The sequence below is a fragment of the Halomonas smyrnensis AAD6 genome (assembly GCF_000265245.1).
GTDB lineage: Bacteria > Pseudomonadota > Gammaproteobacteria > Pseudomonadales > Halomonadaceae > Halomonas > Halomonas smyrnensis.
In genome coordinates, this window is the sequence record NZ_AJKS02000005.1 from 58,585 (window position 1) to 75,667 (window position 17,083).

Below are 17,083 nucleotides of genomic sequence, written 5' to 3' on the forward strand. Positions count from 1 at the left end.
AGATTAGTCGGCGCCGAGCACGGGGGCGGTGATGGTCTCCTGGATGACCTCTCTCAGTGCCTGCGCGGCCACCGAGAGCGCTTCGGCGTTGGCGGACAGCACGCCCACGGCGCGCTGGATGGTCGGCGCCTCCAGGGTCAGGCAGCGCGCGCCCAGCTCATGCATCTGCTCGATGCACAGCGACGGCACCGCGCTGACGCCGAGCCCGGCGGCCACCATGCGGCCCACGGTGGAGAGCTGATAGCTCTCGAAGGCCACCGGCAGCTCGATGCCCTCTGCGCGCAGCTGCTCCTCGAGCATCAGCCGGACCATGGAGGGACGCTGCAGGGTGATGAAGTCCTCGGAGAGCAGGGTCGGCCAGTCCACCCGCTGGCGCTCGGTCAGCGGCGAATCGGCCGGCACCACGGCCACGAAGCGGTCCTCGAAAAGCGGCGTGAAGTGCAGGGTATCGGTGGCCTCGGGGGCGAAGGCGATGCCCAGCTCGACGCGGCCATGGCGTACCATCTCGATGACCTGCTCGTTGATCACGTCGTGCACGGTGACATTGATCTGCGGATAGCGGGCGCGGAAGGCCCTGAGCACGGTGGGCAGCTGGTTGCCGGCGAAGGAGGGCATGGCCGCCACGGCCACCCGGCCCAGGCGCAGGGTGAAGCGCTGGCGCAGCAGCTCCTCGGTGTTGTCCCAGTCGGCCAGCAGGCGCTTGGCCAGCGGCACCAGGGACTCGCCCTCGGGCGTCAGCCTCACGCTGCGGGTGCTGCGGGTCAGCAGGCGGCCGCCGAGGGCTTCCTCCAGGCTCTTGATGGTAAGGCTGAGGGCCGGCTGCGACAGATGCAGGCGCTCGCAGGCCTGGGTGAAGCTGAGCGTCTGGGCCACGGCGAGAAAGGCGCGGAGTTGCTTGACGGTCATGGGCGCTACGCTAGTCTATTTGGTAATCAAAATAATCTATAAAAAAATCAAACTTAACAAATATATATTCCCCGTCGACACTGCGGGTGTCTTGAAAATAACTCCGCAACAACAACCACTTTCCAACCAGGCGAGGCAGATATGGCCGGATTCGACAAGCGAGTGGGTTCCTATGAGGAGGCAATGGCCGGCATCGAGAGCGGCATGACCGTGATCGCCGGCGGCTTCGGGCTGTGCGGTATCCCCGAAAACCTGATCGGCGAGATCAAGCGCCGTGGCGTCAAGGACCTGACCGTCTATTCCAACAACTGCGGCGTGGACGGCTTCGGCCTGGGCCTGCTGCTCGAGGATCGCCAGATCGGCACCATCTATGCCTCCTACGTGGGCGAGAACGCGCTGTTCGAGCGGCAGATGCTCGATGGCGACATCGAGGTGGTGCTGACGCCGCAGGGGACCCTGGCCGAGAAGATGCGCGCCGGCGGTGCCGGCATTCCGGCCTTCTACACCGCCACCGGCTACGGCACGCCGATCGGCGAGGGCAAGGAGGTCCGCGAGTTCAACGGCCGCCACTACATCCTCGAGGAATCCGTCGTCGGCGACTTCGCCATCGTCAAGGGCTGGAAGGCCGACCGCTACGGCAACGTCATCTACCGCGACACCGCCCAGAACTTCAATCCGCTGGCCGCCACCGCGGGCAGGATCACCGTGGTCGAGGTCGAGGAGATCGTCGAGCCCGGCGAGCTGCCGCCGGACCAGATTCATACCCCGGGCATCTATGTCGATCGCATCATCCAGGGCACCTTCGAGAAGCGCATCGAGAAGCGCACCGTGCACCAGGGCTAAGCGCTTATCCCTTACAAGATACAAGAGGCAATCACGATGGCACTGACTCGCGAACAGATGGCTATGCGCGTGGCGCGCGAACTCGAGGACGGTTTCTACGTCAACCTGGGCATCGGCATTCCCACCCTGGTGGCCAACTACGTGCCGGATGACATCGACGTCATGCTGCAGTCCGAGAACGGCCTGCTGGGCATGGGCCGCTTCCCCACCGAGGAGGAAGTGGACCCGGACATGATCAACGCCGGCAAGCAGACCGTCACCGCCCGTTCCGGCGCGGCGATCTTCTCCTCCGCGGAATCCTTCGCCATGATCCGCGGCGGCCACGTCGACCTGACCGTGCTCGGCGCCTTCGAGGTCGACCAGAACGGCAACATCGCCTCCTGGATGATCCCCGGCAAGCTGATCAAGGGCATGGGCGGTGCCATGGATCTGGTGGCCGGCGCCGAGAACATCATCTGCACCATGACCCACGCCTCGAAGCACGGTGAGTCCAAGCTGCTGGAATCCTGCAACCTGCCGCTGACCGGCGCCGGCTGCATCAACCGCGTGCTGACGGACTTGGCCTACCTCGAGATCGAGAACGGCGCCTTCGTGCTCAAGGAGCGCGCGCCGGGCGTCTCGGTCGAGGAGATCAAGGAAAAGACCGCCGGCAAGCTGATCGTGCCGGACCACGTGCCGGAGATGGTCTTCGCCGACTGACGTCTTCGGCGTCGTCAAGGATTTTTTCCTTTCATGGCCCGGGCTTGCCCGGGCCATCTCGTTGCCGGCGAGTGCCGAAAAACTGACCATTCCAAGCGCCACGGCCATGTCACGGGGCTCGTCGCCGGCTGTGCCGAGATGATGCACAGCGTTATCCACAGAAACTGTGGATGGTCGCGCCGGCGCGGCGCGAGCCGGGACGCCTCGAGGCCGAATCGTCAAGGGGCGCGGGCGGAGATCGGGTCGAGAAACGGCGGGTGAGCTGGCGCTCGGTTGGCCAGCAAAAGACGCCCGCCGGATGGGCGAGCGCTGACAGTTTTCGTACAGGACCTAGGTGAGCTCGCAGCGGGTGTGGTGGGGCAGCAGCAGCTCGGCGCAGCGCTCCTGATTGGCGCTGACCTGCTTCTGTACCAGCGCCAGGCCGCCGGCGGTGACCCTGTGCTCGTCGCCCTCGGCGAAGATCAGCCGCCGGGCCGGCCCCGGATAGAAGCGGTAGTCGAGCAGTGGCGAGACGGGCAGGATGCCGTGATGGCGGTCGGCGCTGCCGTCGATGCCCGACTGGGCGAGGGCGCCGTCGAGCTGATCGAGGCTCTGGCCGAGCCGGGCGCAGTCGAAGCCGGGATGATGCAGTCGCGGCCCCATGGCGGCCAGCCAGCCGGCCAGCGGATGCGCCGCCGTCAGTGCCTGGAAGGTGGCCCAGTCCGGCACCGGCCAGGGGCGACCGCGGCACAGCAGGTTCTGGCCCCGGGTGTCGGCGGCATGGGCCTGGCTCACCAGCTGCTGCAGGGCCTCGCGGGGCGGCCGCGACAGGGTGCCGAGCTGCAGTTCGGCCAGCACCAGCCAGGCGCCGTCGTCGGGTGCCGCCAGCAGGGTGGCGAGCAGGCCACGGTCGGCCATGGCATAGCGCTGCAGCGGGCGATAGCCGAAGCGCACCAGGGTCGGCAGCAGCGCCTCCATGGCCCAGGGGCCGTGGTTGAGCGTCAGCAGCGTCAGGTATTCCGGCGGGGTCTCCACCGGCCATAGCCGCAGCCCGCCGAGATCCGGGTGCTGATGAACGTAATCCAGCCATAGCTGCTGGATGAATTCTTCCCGCTGCATCCTGCCTCTTCCTCTGTCCGCGTAGTTGTCCCTTCAGGAGTGTAAGCCGCGCGGGTGTGGGCGGATTCAACGAGGCAGGAGGCGCGGCCATGACGCAAGAAGGCCGCCCTCGGGCGGCCTTCGTCTAGCACGTGTCGCGCGGCTTACTGGGCGGCTTCTGCTTTCTCCAGAAGCCCCTGTTCGCGAACGTACTGGTCGAACTCGGTGAAGCCGCCGATGTGGGTCTGGTCGGCGAAGATCTGCGGCACGGTCTCGACCGGCTTGCCGATGGTCTTCTCCATGTCGGCCTTGGTGATGCCTTCCTCGTGGATGTCCACGTAGCGGTGCCCCTGGATGGCGCCGGCGCTCTCGAGCTTCTCGGCGAGCTCCTTGGCGCGAACGCAGAACGGGCAGGCGGGGCGGCCGAAGATGACGACGAACATGGCATGACTCCTTGCATCACGGATGCATCGAAAGGGGATAAAGGCGAAATCGGGGGCCATTCTGCCCCAGCGACGCGCGTGTGGCCAATAGGCATCGGCTGGGGCGGCGATTGCATCGCCCTATAGGGCGCTTGCCGCCGGGGGCGGCGCCCCGGCGGACGGGCTCAGAGGGCGTCCTGGTCGCTGGCGTCGGCGTGGCGCAGCAGCTCGCCGAGTGGCTCGTGCAGCGCCGGGCTCGATACCAGCAGGTTCTCGCCGTAGAGATCCTCGGGCAAGCCGCCGGGGACCGGATAGAGATGGCCGGTGCGCGCCCCGGCCTCGCGGGCGATCAGCAGGCCGGCGGCCAGGTCCCAGGGCGAGACGCTCTCGTAGTAGGCGTCCAGGCGGCCGCTGGCCACGGCGCACAGGTCGAGGGCCGCGGAGCCGGCGCGGCGCACGTCTTGGCAGTGGGTGAGCACGGCCATCAGCCGGCGCATCAGCGGCGGCCGGCTGTCGCGGCGATAGGGGAAGCCGGTGCCGACCAGGCTGGTGGCCATCTCCTTGTTGCCGCTGGCGCGAATCGGCTCGCCGTTGCACCAGGCGCCGCGTCCGGCCAGCGCCGTGTAGGTCTCGCCGAGGAAGGGGGCGTGCACGACGCCGAGCCTCACCTTGCCGCCGCTGGCCCAGCCGACCGAGACTGCCACGTGGTGAAGGCCGTGGGCGAAGTTGACGGTGCCGTCGATCGGGTCCACCACCCACAGCGCATCGGGCCGTTCGAGGACCTCGCGGTCCGGGGCGAGCTCCTCGCTGAGCCGCGCTTCCTCCGGGAAGCTCGCCTCCAGCCGCTCGCCGATGTAGGTGTCCACCTGCAGGTCGATGTCGGTGACCAGTTCCTGGCCCTGCTTGTAGCGATGGTCGAAATCGCCCTGTTCGCGGGCCTCGATGATCATCCGCCCGGCGTGGGTGGCGATGTCGACGGCGATCTCCAGGCGCTGTTCGGGGGTCATGGCGGCTCCTCGGGGTGTCGTTAGGCTTACCATGCTAGCAGTAACCCCCGGTCGGCTGGCTATACTGGCCGCCCGTTCATCTCATCGTGTCATCTCAACGCAGGAGCGCCGTGATGCAGGCCCTGTCCGCCGATCAGTACGACCGCCTTAACCGCCTGGCGCAGGCCTGGGAGCGCGACTTCCTGGAGGCCGCTTGCCGCGCCCCCGGCGACAACCCGCGGCTCGGCGTGGATGCCCTGTGCTTCCAGCCCCAGGCGCTGCCGGACGGTCGACGCGGCCTGCTGGGCGCGCTGATCACCCCTGGCTCGATGTCGCTGGCGCTGGTGCCGGAAGACGACGAGGCGTGTCCCGGCGAGGGGGCGCGCCTGACGCTGGCGCTGCCCTCCGGGCGCTATCCCTTCCAGGCGGTATCGCTGCGCGCCGGCGAGTGGCTGTGGCTGTGCACGCTGCTCGACGATCTCTCCGATCTCGATTCGGTGCAGGACGGCAGCCGGCTGGCCCAGCGGTTGATGGCGCAGGTGATGGCGCCGGCTGCCGCCGAGTAGGAGAAAGGTCGCTCTGGTGCAGTGCGGCAAAGGTTCATATGCTGGTGGCGCAGCGTCGTATCTTCAGCTTTCCCATGGAACTGCAACGAGGAGACTCCATGACCGCTCAATCTTCCACGCCGCGCGTGGCGCTCGTCACCGGCACCAGCAGCGGCATCGGCGAGGCCGTGGTGCGCCACTTCCGAGAGCAGGGCCATCAGGTGCTGGCCGTGGACTTCAATCCCGAGGGCCAGGCGATCGCCGAGCGCGCCGGCGCCGCCTTCTTCCAGGCCGACCTCACCGATGGAGAGGCCTGCAAGGCCGCGGTCGCCGATGCCCTGAGCCGCTTCGGCCGGCTCGATATCCTGGTCAACAATGCCGGCATTCAGCATGTGTCGTCGATCGAGGAATTCCCCGAGGCGCAGTGGCGTCGGATCATCGATCTGATGCTGACCGCGCCCTTCCTGCTGACCCAGGCCGCCTGGCCCTCGATGCGCGAAAACGGCTGGGGCCGCATCGTCAACGTCGCCTCGATCCACGCCCAGGTCGCGTCTCCCGGCAAGGCCGCCTACATCAGCGCCAAGCACGGCCTGATCGGGCTGACCAAGACCGCGGCCCTGGAAGGCGGCCCGCAGGGCATCACCGCCAACGCCCTGTGCCCGGCCTATGTGAAGACGCCGCTGGTGGAGAACCAGATCGCCGACCAGGCGAGACTGAACCGGATGGACGAGCAGGAGGTGGTCGAGCAGATCATGCTCAAGAACGCCGCCGTCAAGCGACTGATCGATCCCGGCGAGGTGGCCTCGCTGGTGGGCTACCTGGCCTCCAATGCGGCGGGGGCCGTCACCGGCGCCAGCTGGAACATCGATCTGGGCTGGACGGCCCAGTAATCGCCGAGCGACAAGCGCCGAGCGCCGAGCGACAAGAAACCCCGAAGGCCCGGGCCTTCGGGGTTTCTTCGCTGTGGGCGGTTTCAGGCTGCAGCTTGCGACTCAGCGCCTGACCGGGCGCTTCTGCAGCTTGCGCTGCAGGGTGCGGCGATGCATGCCCAGCGCGCGGGCGGTGGCGGAGATATTACCGTCGTGCTCCTGCAGCACCTTCTGGATATGCTCCCAGGTCAGGCGGTTGATCGAGGGCGGATGCTCGGCGACCTCGGCCCCGGGATCGGCCTCTTCCTGTGACAGGGCGGCGAGAATCTCCTCGGCGTCGGCGGGCTTGCACAGGTAGTTCACCGCGCCGAGCTTGATCGCCTGCACCGCGGTGGCGATGCTCGAGTAGCCGGTCAGCACCACCACGCGGCAGTCCGGCACCACCTCGAGCATCTCGGGCAGCAGCTTGAGCCCCGACTCCTGTTCCAGCTTTAGATCCAGGGTGGCCATGGTGGGCGCATGCTGGCGCGCCAGCGACAGGGCGTGCTCGGCGTCGTGGGCCACCAGCACCTCGAAGCCGCGCCGGCTCATGGCGCGGTGCAGCACGTGGCAGAACATCTCGTCGTCATCGACGATCAGCAGGCGTTCGTCGGTCTCTTGCATGGCATCCTCGCTGGAATCGGGGCCGCTCAGACGGCGGGGGCGCTGCGAGGCAGGGTCACCTCGGTCAGGGTGCCGCCCTCGGGATGATTGTACAGCCGCACGCCGCCGCCGAAACGGTTGATGGTGGCATGGGTCAGGAACAGGCCGATGCCGAGGCCCTTGCTCTTGGTGGACACGAAGGTCTCGCCGAGCTGGTCGGCGATGTCCAGCGACACGCCGGGGCCGTGATCGCGAATGTCGATCACCACCTCGTCGGCCTTCCAGTCGAGCTGGATGAGGATGTTGTCCGGGTTGGCATCGGCGGCGTTGTTGAGCAGGTTGGTCATCGCCTGGGCGAGGGTGGTGTCGACGGTCAGGCGCGGCGTGCCGCGGCGGCCGGTCACCTCGAGGCGGTAGCCGACGTCCGGGCGCAGCACCAGCCAGCGCTGCACGACCTCCTCGAGCCACTCGGTGGCCTCGCGCACCTCGGGGCTGGCCATGCGGCGCCGGTCGGCGTTGTCCACCAGGTGGCGCAGCCGCGACTTGCAGGTGGCGACCTGCTCGCGCAGCAGGTCGATGTCCTTCTCCAGCAGCTCGTTGCCCCGGGCGTCCTCACGCATCTCGTTGAGCAGCACCGCCATGGTCGACAGCGGGGTGCCGAGCTCGTGGGCGGTGCCGGCGGCCTGGGTGGCCACGGCCAGCACCTGCTCGTTGCGCAGTACCGCCTCGCGGGTGCGCGACAGGGCCTGCTCGCGGCCGCGCAGGGCGCGGGCCATCTTGAAGATGAAGAAGGTCACCAGCCCCGCGGACAGCGCGAAGTTCAGCCACACGCCGAGGATATGCAGGCTGATGCCGTCCTGCAGGTGCGGCATGCCGAGTTGAGGCACGGGATGATAGAAGATCATCAGGAAGCTGGTGCCGGCCAGGCCCGCGGCGGCCACGCCCCAGGCATGACGCCACGGCAGCGTGGCGGCGGCGATGGTCACCGGCACCAGGTAGTAGTTGATGAAGGGGTTGGTGGCCCCGCCGGTGAAGTAGAACAGCAGCGTCAGGCCCGCCATGTCGGCCAGCAGGTGCGCCAGGTATTCGCGGTGGCTGACGTCCCGTGGACGGCCCAGCCGCCACCAGGTACCGATGTTGATCAGCGCCATCACCACGATCACCGCGCCCACGGCGGGCAGGTCGAGCTCGAAGCCGAGCCCCGTCACGCCGATCACGATGCCGAACAGGAAACCGGTCCAGGTGATGCCTCGGACGATGGTCAGGCGCACCATGTTGCGGTTGGGGGTGGACAGCGGCAGGGGCAGGGCGGCTGGCATGGGGGCTCCGCGGCAGAATCGTGCTCGCGATGATACCCGATCGCTCCGCACCGCGTCCCGCGGCGGGGTGCGGTCAGGCGTCGCTCCCCGACCGGCCGTGGTCGCCGCCCCGTGACCAGCGCATGGCGCGCCCGGTCAGCAGGTCCACGCTCATCACCCCGGAGGTCACCGCCGGCCGGCGGGGCTTCGGCGATGATGATGGCGTGATGGTGTCGTGTCCGGCCCCGGCCCCTGGCCGGCTGCTCCGGAGCTGAACGCCCAGACCCAGGATGTCGCGTCCCTATCGCATCGATCGTCTCCCCTGGAAGTCGGGGCACGACCCTAGGGGCGCGGGATGACGGAACCATGACGGCGCGCAAGCCGACGACGAATCTCGGGTTTCTCCCCGCGGTTCAGACGGTATATTGGAGTCTTCGAATCCTGTCCGATGGATGGCCGATGCGACGATTGCTGATCCCCGTGCTGTTCCTGGCGCTCGGTGCCGGCGCCTTTCTCGGCCTGCGGGCGACGCGCCCGGAGCCCGCCGAGGTGGCGCCCCAGGAGCGCAGCTGGCGCGTCGAGACGCTGTCCGTGGCGCTGTCGAGCCATGCGCCGCTGCTGCCGCTCTACGGCGAGATCGTCGCCCCGGAGGCGGTGACCTTCACCGCGCCGCTGCCCGCGCGCATCGCCGAACGGCCTGTGCGCGACGGCCAGCGCGTGGCCGAAGGCGAGCCGCTGGTGGTCCTGGACGAGGCGGACGTGGCGCCGGTGGTGGCGCGAGCCGAGGCCCGGGTCGCCGACCTGGCGGCGCAGATCGAGGCCGAACGCGTGCGCCAGCAGAGCGATCGCACCGCGCTGGCCCGGGAGCGCGAGATGCTCGACAACGCCGGCCGCCGGCTCGCGCGTGTGCGCTCGCTGTCCGATCGCAATCTGGCCTCGGCCTCGTCGCTGGACGATGCCCGCGACGCCCTGGCCCAGGCGCGGGTGACCGTCGACGCCCGGGAAGGCGCCCTGGCCGGCCATCCCGCCCGGCTGGCCCAGCTCGAGGCCGGGCTGGCCGAGGCCAGGGCCGGGCTCGCCGAGGCGCGTCGCGACGCCGAACGAGCCAGGGTCCTGGCGCCCTTCGAGGGCATCGTCAGCGGCGTGACGGTGGCGCCCGGGGAGCGGGTCGGCGAGGGCGCCGAACTGCTGTCGATCTACCCGCGTGATGGCCTGGAACTTCGCGCCCAGGTGCCCAGCGCCTATCTCGGCGAGCTGCAGGCGGCGCTGGACGACGGCGAGCATCCCGTCGCCCAGGGCGAGGGCGCTCGGTTTCGCCTCGATGGCTTCGTCGGCGAGAGCGCGCCGGGCGGCACCGAGGCGATCCTGCGCCTGGTGGGCGAGCCCCGGGGACTGCGGCCGGGCAGCCTGGTCGACGTGACGCTGCGTCGCCCGGCGGTGGCGGATAGCCTGGCGGTCCCGGCCAGCGCGCTCTACGGCGACGAGGTGCTCTACCTGCGCGATGAGAACGATCGCATGCGTCGGCTGCGCGTCGAGCGTCATGGCCCGGTGAACGACGCCACGGCGCCCGGCGACGGCTGGGTGCTGGTCAGCGGCGCGGGGCTGGCCGACGGCCAGCAGGTGATCGTCACCCATCTGCCCAACGCCGCGGAGGGCCTCAGGGTCGAGGTCGCCGGGGAAAAAGACCACAGGACCGGGGAGCGCCCATGAGCCGGCGTCGCGGCCCGCTGAGCTTCTTCGTCCACCACCGCGTCGCCGCGCATCTGGTGATGCTGGTCATGCTGCTGGGGGGCGCGCTCGGGCTGGCGCGCATGAACGTCCAGTTCTTCCCCGACTTCGCCCTCGACGTGGTCAGCGTGAGCACGGTGTGGAGCGGGGCCGCCGCCGAGGACGTGGAGCAGGGCATCACCCTGCCGCTGGAGCAGCGCCTGCGCAGCATCGAGGGGCTGAAGCGCATGACTTCGACCTCGGCCCAGGGCGTGTCCAGCATCAGCCTGGAATTCCGCGAGGGCACCGATCCGGTGCTGGCGCTGGACGACGTACGCCAGCGGGTCGACGAGTTCACCCACCTGCCGGTCGATGCCGAGGAGCTGCGCATCAGCCGGGTGGCGCACTTCGAGCCGGTGGCGCGGCTGCTGATTCACGGCGCGCTGTCCGACGACGAGCTGCGTCATCTGGCCAATCGGCTCGAGGACTCGCTGCTGCAGGCGGGCCTCGACCGGGTGGAGATCGAGGGCCTGCCCGAGCAGCAGATCAGCATCGAGGTGCCGGCCCGGCGCCTGGAGGGGCTGCAGCTGTCCCTCGACGAGATCGCCGAGCGCGTCGAGGCCATGTCCCGGGACCTGCCGGCGGGGCTGATCGGCCAGCGCGACAGCACCCGCGAGCTGCGTGCCGTGGAGCAGCGCCGCTCGTCGGCCGGCTTCGGCGAGCTGCCGATTCTCGGCAGCGATCGCGTGCAGCTGCGCCTGGGCGACATCGCCATCATCCGCCAGGAGCCCCGGCAGGGCGAGGTGACGCTGAGCCGCGACGGCCAGGGCGCGGTGGAGCTGCTGCTGCAGCGCAGCGAGGACGGCAACTCCCTGGCGGCGGCCGAGACGCTGCGGGCCTGGCTCGACGAGACGCGCCCGCTGCTGCCGCCCACGGTGACGCTCGAGGTTCACGACGAGACCTGGCAGCTGATCGCCGAGCGCATCGGGCTGCTGATCAGCAATGGCCTGGGCGGCCTGCTGCTGGTGCTGGGGCTTTTGTATTTCTTCCTGCCGGGGAGGGTGGCCTTCTGGGTGGCGGTCGGCATTCCCACCGCCTTCCTCGGTGCCATGGCGACGTTCTGGATCATCGGCGGCTCGATCAACATGATCTCGCTGTTCGCGCTGATCATGGCGCTGGGGGTGATCGTCGATGACGCCATCGTGGTCGGCGAGGATGCCGATGCCCACTTTCGCCAGGGCGAGGCATCCCGGCGCGCCTCGGAGGGCGCGGCGCGGCGCATGCTGTGGCCGGTGATGGCTTCCTCGCTGACCACGGTGGCGGCCTTCATGCCGCTGCTGATGGTGGGCGGCGTGATCGGCAGCATCCTCGGCGACATCCCGGTGGTGATGATCTGCGTGCTGGTCGCCTCACTGCTGGAGTGTTTCGTGGTGCTGCCCGCCCATCTTCGCAATGCCTTCGTGCCCGCCGCGTCGACAGGCGCCAGGGCACCGAGGCCGTTGCCGCTGGCGCGCTCCCGCGCTCGCTTCGATGCCGCCTTCGACGCCTTCCGCGAGGGCCCCTTCCGGCGCTTCTCGTCGCTGACGCTGCGCTACCGGGCCGCGACCCTGGCCGCAGCGGTGGCCATGGTGCTGGTCACGGTGGGGCTGCTGGCCGGCGGGCGGCTGGCCTTCAACTTCTTCCCCACGCCCGAGCCCAACGTGCTCTATGCCAACGCGAGCTTCGTCGCCGGCACCGATCGCGCCCGGGTCGATGCCTTCCTGAGCGACATGGAAGCCGCCCTCGAGGCCACCGACGAGGCGCTGGGCGGTGGCCTGGTGGCCCAGGCGGTGACGCGACACGGCGCGGTGATCGCCGAGGGGCAGGCCGGGCGCAGCGGCGACAACCTGGGCTCGATCATGGTCGAGCTGATTCCCTCCGACGATCGCACGGCGCGCAACGCCGAGATCATCCGCGACTGGCGCGCACGCCTCGACCCGCCGCCGGGCATCGAGAACCTGACCATCAGCGAGCGCAGCGCCGGCCCGCCGGGCAAGGACGTCAACGTGCGCCTGACCGGCGATGCCGCCGAGCCGCTGAAGGCGGCGGCGACATCGCTGTCGCGCTCGCTTTCCCAGCTGCCCGGGGTGCTGGCCACCGAGGACGACATGCCCTGGGGCCGCGAGCAGCTGATCTACCGGGTCAGTCCGCGCGGTGAGGCGCTGGGGCTGACCACCCGCGAGCTGGGGCGCCAGCTGCGTGCGGCCTACGACGGCAGGCTGGTGCAGGTCTATCAGGACGGCCCGGACGAGGTCGAGGTGCGGGTGCTGCTGCCCCGCGAGCAGCGCGAACGGCTCAGCTCGCTGTCGCGGCTGTCGATTCGCACCCCGGACGGCGACTTCGTGCCCCTCGATCAGGTGGCCCGCTTCGACTATCGCCAGGGCTTCGAGACGCTGCGCCACGCCGACGGACGGCTGGCGGTGGAGGTCACCGCCGAGGTGGACGCCGCGGTCAACACGCCCGACCGTATCCTGGCCGATCTCGCCGCCACGGTGCTGCCGACGCTGATGCGCGAACACGGGGTGCGCTACAGCTTCGAGGGCCGCGCCGCCGATCAGCGCGAGACCTTCGCCGACATGCGCGTCGGGCTCCTGGTCGGGCTGGCGCTGATGTACGTGGTGCTGGCCTGGGTGTTCGCCTCATGGAGCCTGCCGCTGATCGTCATGGCGACGATCCCGCTGGCGCTGGTGGGCGCGCTGCTGGGCCACTGGCTGATGGGGCTCGACCTGACCATGCTGTCGCTGTTCGGCCTGTTCGGGCTCTCCGGCATCGTGGTCAACAACGCCATCATCCTGGTGACCTTCTACCGCCAGCAGCGCCACCGCGGGCTGGCCATCGATGCCGCGCTGAACGAGGCGGTAGTGCAGCGGGTCCGGGCGGTGCTGCTGACCTCGCTGACCACCATCGGCGGGCTGATGCCGCTGCTGTTCGAGACCTCGCTGCAGGCCCAGTTCCTGATCCCGATGGCGGTGTCCATCGCCTTCGGGCTGGGACTCTCGACGCTGCTGGTGCTGGCGGTGATTCCGGCGCTGCTCAGCTATCTCGAGCCCCTGCGCGAGCGCTTCGGGCGCGAGGTGGTGCCGGATGCCAGGGGAACGTGAACGGTTCGGTCATGACTCGTCGTCGAGCAGTTCGGCCAGCAGTTCGGGCTGTCGCGGCATCAGGCCGACCCTGAGCCCCAGCGGACGGAAGACCCGATCGAGGCTGGCCATGGAGGCGTTGCCGGCATCCCGCTCGATGTCCGACAGGGTGCGCCGGCTGACGCCGACCAGCTCGGCATAGGCCGTCTGGGTCAGGCCCAGGACCTCGCGACGCAGCGTCCGCAGCACGCGGCCTTCGGTGGTCTCGCCGCGCATCAGCAGCCGCAGTTGTTCGAGCAGCGCCGCCTGGCGCGCTTCGGGAGAGCGGGCCTGTGGCTTCATGTCAGCCCCCAGCGCGTCAGGCGATCGTCGAGATGGTTCAGCCCCACCGCCGGCATGTCCAGGATGCGCGACGGCACGCCGCGATTCGCCAGTCGATCGCGAAGGCCCGTCAGGCGCTCGCCAAGGGCTCGCAGCTCACCCATCAGGCGCTCCGGCTCGACCAGATCCGCCAGGTGCTCGGCGACCGCCGGCCAGTCGACGTCTCCGCCTCGTTCGAATTCCGGGCCCCACTGTGTCGTCCGGGTCACGCCCTCGGGATCGGCCTTCATGGGGGCGAAGTCATAGACCGGCGCGTGCCATATGCCTTCGGGGCGCTTGAGCAGGGCGGCATTGCGACCGTGGTTGTCCGAATTGCCGAAGGCCAGATTGAGCAGGTCCCGCGTGACCCAGTCGACGACGAAGGCGGCCGTATCGAAGGGCTCGTTGCCCTCGCGCACCCGATGCTGTCCCTTCAGCAGCGCCTCCAGTCGGCGAATGACCGCGGGATGGCGCAGGTGGGTGCCCGGTGCGGCGCCGAGCAGCGCGTACACCGATTCCAGGCCGTGGCGATGGAGCTGGCCCTGGCGCCATTCGACGTCGAAGCGCGGCAGCCAGAGAGAGGGATAGCGCGTGCCCTCGTGTAGCTCCAGGCCCTCGAGCGGCACGGTATCCACGCCGAGGGCATTCAGCTCACGATAGAAGTGATATTCGGCGCGCAGGATGTCGCAGTCGTCGTCGCTGCGGCTCCCGCGGGGAAACTTGACCAGGTAATGGGCGTCGGGCGTGGTGGTGTCGTCCTGCCAGGTATCGATCCACACCTGACGCTCCGGGGTGCGACGTATCAGCAGCTTGGGTGCCTCGCCACCGGCCCCGGTGGCGCCGCCGCTTGCGGCGCCCATCTGCTGGGCGTATTCGAGGAAGTCGGTGTGGCGTTCCAGCACGTCTTCCAGCGGAAAGCGCAGGGACGCCAGTGCATCCCCGGGCGGGCGTTCGGGCAGTGCCTCGCGGATGCGCAGATTGCCCACCGGTGCGATGGTGCCGAGACGCAGCAGTTCGCTGTCCTGCTGGCCGGCGTCGAGATCCTGCAGGCCCAGATGGTCGATCCAGTAGCGGCGGCTGGCACCGGCCGGCATGATGTCCTCGAGAAAGCCGAACCAGCGATCGCCGCGGTGGGTCATCATCAGTTCGACGGGCAGGGTCAGGCTGCACGCATGTTCGTCGTCGTGGAACATCCATGCCAGGGCATAGTCCTGGAAGTATCCCATCCTGGCGGGGCCACGCGTTCCCCGTTCCGGCGCAGGAATCTCGAGAAGCGCGGCGTCCTGCCAGCGTGCCTGGTGGTGGATCTGTATCGTCAGCTGCATGGAAGGCATCTGTTTTGAGCAATATGCTACTCAGGATAGAGCAGGGAGGCTTTTTTTGAGAACTATGCTTCTCAAAAAATCGCCTTGCGACAATTTTTGAGCAATTTTCTGCACAATGGTGTTTTGGATATCCAAGGAGGCGACATGACATCCACCGTTCTGATCACCGGCGCCAATCGCGGCGTCGGGCTGGCGCTGGCGCGTCATTATCACGAGGCGGGCTGGGCCGTGATCGGCGTCTGCCGGGAGGCGTCCTTCGAGCTGGCCGAGGTGGCGGCTCGCGTCATCGAGGGCATCGACGTGACGCGAGAGGAAGACGTCGCGCGCCTGGCGGCCGAGCTCGAGGGCCAGTCGCTGGCGCTGCTGGTCAACAATGCCGGCATGCTGCACGACGAGGTGCTGGGCGAGATCGACTTCGATGCGATCCGTGCCCAGATGGAGATCAACGCCTATGCGCCGCTGCGGGTGGTCGAGGCGCTGCTGCCGTGCCTGGGCAAGGGGGCGAAGATCGCCAACATCACCAGCCGCATGGGCTCGATCGCCGACAATGATTCCGGCGGACGCTACGGGTATCGCGCCTCCAAGGCGGCACTGAACGCCTTCGGCAAGTCGCTGGCGGTGGACCTGGCGCCGCGCGGCATCGCCGTGGCCCAGCTGCATCCGGGCTATGTGCAGACGCGGATGGTCAACTTCGGCGGGCTGATCGGCCCCGAGGAGGCCGCCGCCGGGCTCGCCGAGCGCATCGAGGCGCTGACCCTGGACACCAGCGGCGGCTTCTGGCACAGCAACAGCGAGCGCCTGCCATGGTGAGGCCCGGTACCTGCGAGGAGATAGCCTTCGTCACGCCCGAGGCGCGCGAGCGGCTGCTGGCGGGCGTCGAGGCGGCGGGCGAGGCGGTGATGGCGATCTATCGGCGGCCATTCGACGTGGCGACCAAGTCCGACGACAGCCCGGTCACCGAGGCCGACCTCTGCGCGCATCATGCGCTGGTCGAGCTGCTCGGCGAGGTGACGCCGACGCTGCCGGTGCTCTCCGAGGAGTCGGAGGCCGTGTCCTACGCCACGCGCCGCACCTGGCGGCGCTACTGGCTGGTCGATCCGCTGGACGGCACGAAGGAATTCATCCGGCGCAGCGGCGACTTCACGCTCAACGTGGCGCTGATCGAGGACGGCGTGCCGACCTTCGGCATCGTGCATGCGCCGACGCTCGGCGTGAGCTGGTTCGGCCGGCTGGGGGAAGGCGCCTGGCGGCGCGAGGCCGGCGAGACGCGGGCGATCGGCGTGCGCGCGCTGCCGGATCCTGACCGCGAGCCCTGGCACGTCATGGGCAGCCGCTCCCATGGCTTGTCGGTCTTGGCGGGCTTTCTGGAGCGCCTGCCGCGGCACGAACTCGTCTCGCGGGGCAGTTCGCTGAAGCTGTGCCTGGTGGCCGAGGGCGTCGCCGATCTCTATCCGCGCTTCGGGCCGACCAGCGAGTGGGACACGGCCGCGGCGCAGGCGGTGGTGACCGCCGCCGGGGGCGAGGTGCTGGATGCCCGGACCCTGACGCCGCTGCGCTGCAATCGTCAGGCCTCGCTGCTCAATCCGGCCTTCATCGCCTGCGGAGAGCGCGATTCCCGCTGGCAGCGGGCGCTGGCCGAGAGCCTGGACGAGGAGGTCTGAGGGAGTAAGGCGAGGGAGGGCGCACTGAGCGCCGAGTCGGAGATCGACCGCTGTTCGACAACGCCGTGGACGCAAAACTTTCATCCGCACATGAGCCTTCGGTCTCCCTCCTTTGGACTATTGTTTAGGTCCCAGCGGTCAGCGCGGAGGCGGTCACATGTGTCATGTCGAGGTCGAGCGGCGTCCCCTTCATCGACTGCACCAGCGTGGCTGCGCGGCGCCCGAGGTGGTCTTCGCCGTCCCGCGCCGTGAGCCGCTGCGCGGCGTCGGCTGGGACCCACGGCAGGGGCTCTTTCTGATGCTGCAGTCCGGCGCGCGCTGTTATCCGCTCTATGATGTCAGCCGCGGCAGCGACATCCTGGCCATGCGCCTGCTGGCGGTGGAAGTGGCCGAGCCCGACGATCCGCAGGTGAAGGCGTTCATCATCGAGGCGCTGGGCGATGCGCTCGGAGCAGTGGTGTAGGGGGGCCGGCTAGCGGTCGTCCTCCTGGGCCGGCGCCGGCTGTCGATAGACGGTGCGCTGCTGGCACTGGCCGCAGACCAGCAGGTAGGTGCGATCCTCGACCGCGGTAACGCCGAATTCGTGCCAGGTGTCCATCGTCGATGGGCGAATCTCACTGGCTC

18 protein-coding genes are annotated in these 17,083 nt (G+C 69.0%); 9 read left to right on the forward strand and 9 right to left on the reverse strand.

The window, feature by feature from the left end; translation table 11 throughout:
• Window positions 1-3: 3 nt before the first annotated feature.
• Window positions 4-906, reverse strand: a complete 903-nt coding sequence (locus tag UYS_RS0207285; RefSeq protein WP_016854849.1) for a LysR substrate-binding domain-containing protein — start codon at window positions 904-906, stop codon at window positions 4-6.
• Window positions 907-1,047: 141 nt separating this feature from the next.
• On the opposite strand from UYS_RS0207285, the gene UYS_RS0207290 reads away from it, so the two are divergent.
• Both UYS_RS0207290 and UYS_RS0207295 read left to right on the forward strand, forming a co-directional pair.
• A complete protein-coding gene (locus UYS_RS0207290) occupies window positions 1,048-1,749 on the forward strand; it encodes a CoA transferase subunit A (RefSeq protein ID WP_026068407.1) in 702 nt (233 codons plus the stop codon).
• A 36-nt stretch (window positions 1,750-1,785) separates the two neighbouring features.
• Window positions 1,786-2,448 carry a CoA transferase subunit B gene (locus tag UYS_RS0207295; RefSeq protein ID WP_016854851.1) on the forward strand — a complete coding sequence of 221 codons (663 nt, stop codon included), beginning with the start codon at window positions 1,786-1,788 and terminating at the stop codon, window positions 2,446-2,448.
• Between the two features lie 330 nt (window positions 2,449-2,778).
• On the opposite strand, the gene UYS_RS0207300 is transcribed toward UYS_RS0207295, so the two are convergent.
• The 3 genes from UYS_RS0207300 to UYS_RS0207310 form a co-directional block, all read right to left on the reverse strand.
• Entirely contained in the window at window positions 2,779-3,546 is a 768-nt protein-coding gene (locus UYS_RS0207300; protein ID WP_016854852.1) for a VOC family protein, read from the reverse strand.
• A 143-nt stretch (window positions 3,547-3,689) separates the two neighbouring features.
• Window positions 3,690-3,968 carry a GrxA family glutaredoxin gene (locus tag UYS_RS0207305; protein WP_016854853.1) on the reverse strand — a complete coding sequence of 93 codons (279 nt, stop codon included), beginning with the start codon at window positions 3,966-3,968 and terminating at the stop codon, window positions 3,690-3,692.
• A gap of 164 nt (window positions 3,969-4,132) precedes the next feature.
• On the reverse strand, window positions 4,133-4,954 hold the full coding sequence (locus UYS_RS0207310) for an inositol monophosphatase family protein (protein ID WP_016854854.1): 822 nt from the start codon (window positions 4,952-4,954) through the stop codon (window positions 4,133-4,135).
• 113 nt (window positions 4,955-5,067) lie between these two features.
• Between UYS_RS0207310 and hybE the strand changes: the two genes are divergently transcribed.
• A complete protein-coding gene (gene hybE, locus UYS_RS0207315) occupies window positions 5,068-5,499 on the forward strand; it encodes a [NiFe]-hydrogenase assembly chaperone HybE (protein ID WP_016854855.1) in 432 nt (143 codons plus the stop codon).
• Between the two features lie 98 nt (window positions 5,500-5,597).
• Window positions 5,598-6,368: a 3-hydroxybutyrate dehydrogenase gene (locus UYS_RS0207320; RefSeq protein ID WP_016854856.1), complete on the forward strand. Its 771-nt coding sequence runs from the start codon at window positions 5,598-5,600 to the stop codon at window positions 6,366-6,368.
• A 102-nt stretch (window positions 6,369-6,470) separates the two neighbouring features.
• On the opposite strand, the gene UYS_RS0207325 is transcribed toward UYS_RS0207320, so the two are convergent.
• Window positions 6,471-7,010 carry a response regulator transcription factor gene (locus UYS_RS0207325; RefSeq protein ID WP_016854857.1) on the reverse strand — a complete coding sequence of 180 codons (540 nt, stop codon included), beginning with the start codon at window positions 7,008-7,010 and terminating at the stop codon, window positions 6,471-6,473.
• A 26-nt stretch (window positions 7,011-7,036) separates the two neighbouring features.
• Window positions 7,037-8,308, reverse strand: coding sequence for an ATP-binding protein (locus UYS_RS0207330; RefSeq protein WP_016854858.1), 1,272 nt, complete (start codon window positions 8,306-8,308; stop codon window positions 7,037-7,039).
• A gap of 438 nt (window positions 8,309-8,746) precedes the next feature.
• On the opposite strand from UYS_RS0207330, the gene UYS_RS0207335 reads away from it, so the two are divergent.
• The gene (locus UYS_RS0207335; RefSeq protein ID WP_026068408.1) at window positions 8,747-9,997 is read left to right on the forward strand and encodes an efflux RND transporter periplasmic adaptor subunit; all 1,251 of its coding nucleotides are present in this window, start codon (window positions 8,747-8,749) and stop codon (window positions 9,995-9,997) included.
• On the forward strand, window positions 9,994-13,134 hold the full coding sequence (locus UYS_RS17090) for an efflux RND transporter permease subunit (protein WP_016854860.1): 3,141 nt from the start codon (window positions 9,994-9,996) through the stop codon (window positions 13,132-13,134). The genes UYS_RS0207335 and UYS_RS17090 overlap by 4 nt, the downstream gene beginning before the upstream one ends.
• Before the next feature lie 9 nt (window positions 13,135-13,143).
• Here UYS_RS17090 and UYS_RS0207345 read toward each other — a convergent pair whose 3' ends face one another.
• Both UYS_RS0207345 and UYS_RS0207350 read right to left on the reverse strand, forming a co-directional pair.
• A complete protein-coding gene (locus UYS_RS0207345) occupies window positions 13,144-13,455 on the reverse strand; it encodes a helix-turn-helix transcriptional regulator (RefSeq protein WP_016854861.1) in 312 nt (103 codons plus the stop codon).
• Entirely contained in the window at window positions 13,452-14,798 is a 1,347-nt protein-coding gene (locus UYS_RS0207350; protein WP_026068409.1) for a type II toxin-antitoxin system HipA family toxin, read from the reverse strand. The genes UYS_RS0207345 and UYS_RS0207350 overlap by 4 nt, the downstream gene beginning before the upstream one ends.
• Before the next feature lie 144 nt (window positions 14,799-14,942).
• On the opposite strand from UYS_RS0207350, the gene UYS_RS0207355 reads away from it, so the two are divergent.
• The 3 genes from UYS_RS0207355 (at window position 14,943) to UYS_RS0207365 (ending at window position 16,922) form a co-directional block, all read left to right on the forward strand.
• Window positions 14,943-15,608: an SDR family oxidoreductase gene (locus UYS_RS0207355; protein ID WP_016854863.1), complete on the forward strand. Its 666-nt coding sequence runs from the start codon at window positions 14,943-14,945 to the stop codon at window positions 15,606-15,608.
• A complete protein-coding gene (cysQ, locus tag UYS_RS0207360) occupies window positions 15,602-16,459 on the forward strand; it encodes a 3'(2'),5'-bisphosphate nucleotidase CysQ (protein WP_016854864.1) in 858 nt (285 codons plus the stop codon). Before UYS_RS0207355 ends, cysQ begins: the two co-directional genes overlap by 7 nt.
• Window positions 16,460-16,616: 157 nt before the next feature.
• A complete protein-coding gene (locus UYS_RS0207365) occupies window positions 16,617-16,922 on the forward strand; it encodes a hypothetical protein (RefSeq protein ID WP_016854865.1) in 306 nt (101 codons plus the stop codon).
• A 9-nt stretch (window positions 16,923-16,931) separates the two neighbouring features.
• On the opposite strand, the gene UYS_RS18975 is transcribed toward UYS_RS0207365, so the two are convergent.
• Window positions 16,932-17,057, reverse strand: a complete 126-nt coding sequence (locus UYS_RS18975) for a hypothetical protein (protein WP_016854866.1) — start codon at window positions 17,055-17,057, stop codon at window positions 16,932-16,934.
• Window positions 17,058-17,083 lie beyond the last annotated feature (26 nt).

Coding starts and splice junctions, on each gene's coding strand:
- UYS_RS0207285 (WP_016854849.1), bottom strand. CDS start 906: ATGACCGTCAAGCAACTCCGCGCCTTTCTCGCCGTGGCCCAGACGCTC.
- UYS_RS0207290 (WP_026068407.1), top strand. CDS start 1,048: ATGGCCGGATTCGACAAGCGAGTGGGTTCCTATGAGGAGGCAATGGCC.
- UYS_RS0207295 (WP_016854851.1), top strand. CDS start 1,786: ATGGCACTGACTCGCGAACAGATGGCTATGCGCGTGGCGCGCGAACTC.
- UYS_RS0207300 (WP_016854852.1), bottom strand. CDS start 3,546: ATGCAGCGGGAAGAATTCATCCAGCAGCTATGGCTGGATTACGTTCAT.
- UYS_RS0207305 (WP_016854853.1), bottom strand. CDS start 3,968: ATGTTCGTCGTCATCTTCGGCCGCCCCGCCTGCCCGTTCTGCGTTCGC.
- UYS_RS0207310 (WP_016854854.1), bottom strand. CDS start 4,954: ATGACCCCCGAACAGCGCCTGGAGATCGCCGTCGACATCGCCACCCAC.
- hybE (WP_016854855.1), top strand. CDS start 5,068: ATGCAGGCCCTGTCCGCCGATCAGTACGACCGCCTTAACCGCCTGGCG.
- UYS_RS0207320 (WP_016854856.1), top strand. CDS start 5,598: ATGACCGCTCAATCTTCCACGCCGCGCGTGGCGCTCGTCACCGGCACC.
- UYS_RS0207325 (WP_016854857.1), bottom strand. CDS start 7,010: ATGCAAGAGACCGACGAACGCCTGCTGATCGTCGATGACGACGAGATG.
- UYS_RS0207330 (WP_016854858.1), bottom strand. CDS start 8,308: ATGCCAGCCGCCCTGCCCCTGCCGCTGTCCACCCCCAACCGCAACATG.
- UYS_RS0207335 (WP_026068408.1), top strand. CDS start 8,747: ATGCGACGATTGCTGATCCCCGTGCTGTTCCTGGCGCTCGGTGCCGGC.
- UYS_RS17090 (WP_016854860.1), top strand. CDS start 9,994: ATGAGCCGGCGTCGCGGCCCGCTGAGCTTCTTCGTCCACCACCGCGTC.
- UYS_RS0207345 (WP_016854861.1), bottom strand. CDS start 13,455: ATGAAGCCACAGGCCCGCTCTCCCGAAGCGCGCCAGGCGGCGCTGCTC.
- UYS_RS0207350 (WP_026068409.1), bottom strand. CDS start 14,798: ATGCAGCTGACGATACAGATCCACCACCAGGCACGCTGGCAGGACGCC.
- UYS_RS0207355 (WP_016854863.1), top strand. CDS start 14,943: ATGACATCCACCGTTCTGATCACCGGCGCCAATCGCGGCGTCGGGCTG.
- cysQ (WP_016854864.1), top strand. CDS start 15,602: ATGGTGAGGCCCGGTACCTGCGAGGAGATAGCCTTCGTCACGCCCGAG.
- UYS_RS0207365 (WP_016854865.1), top strand. CDS start 16,617: ATGTGTCATGTCGAGGTCGAGCGGCGTCCCCTTCATCGACTGCACCAG.
- UYS_RS18975 (WP_016854866.1), bottom strand. CDS start 17,057: ATGGACACCTGGCACGAATTCGGCGTTACCGCGGTCGAGGATCGCACC.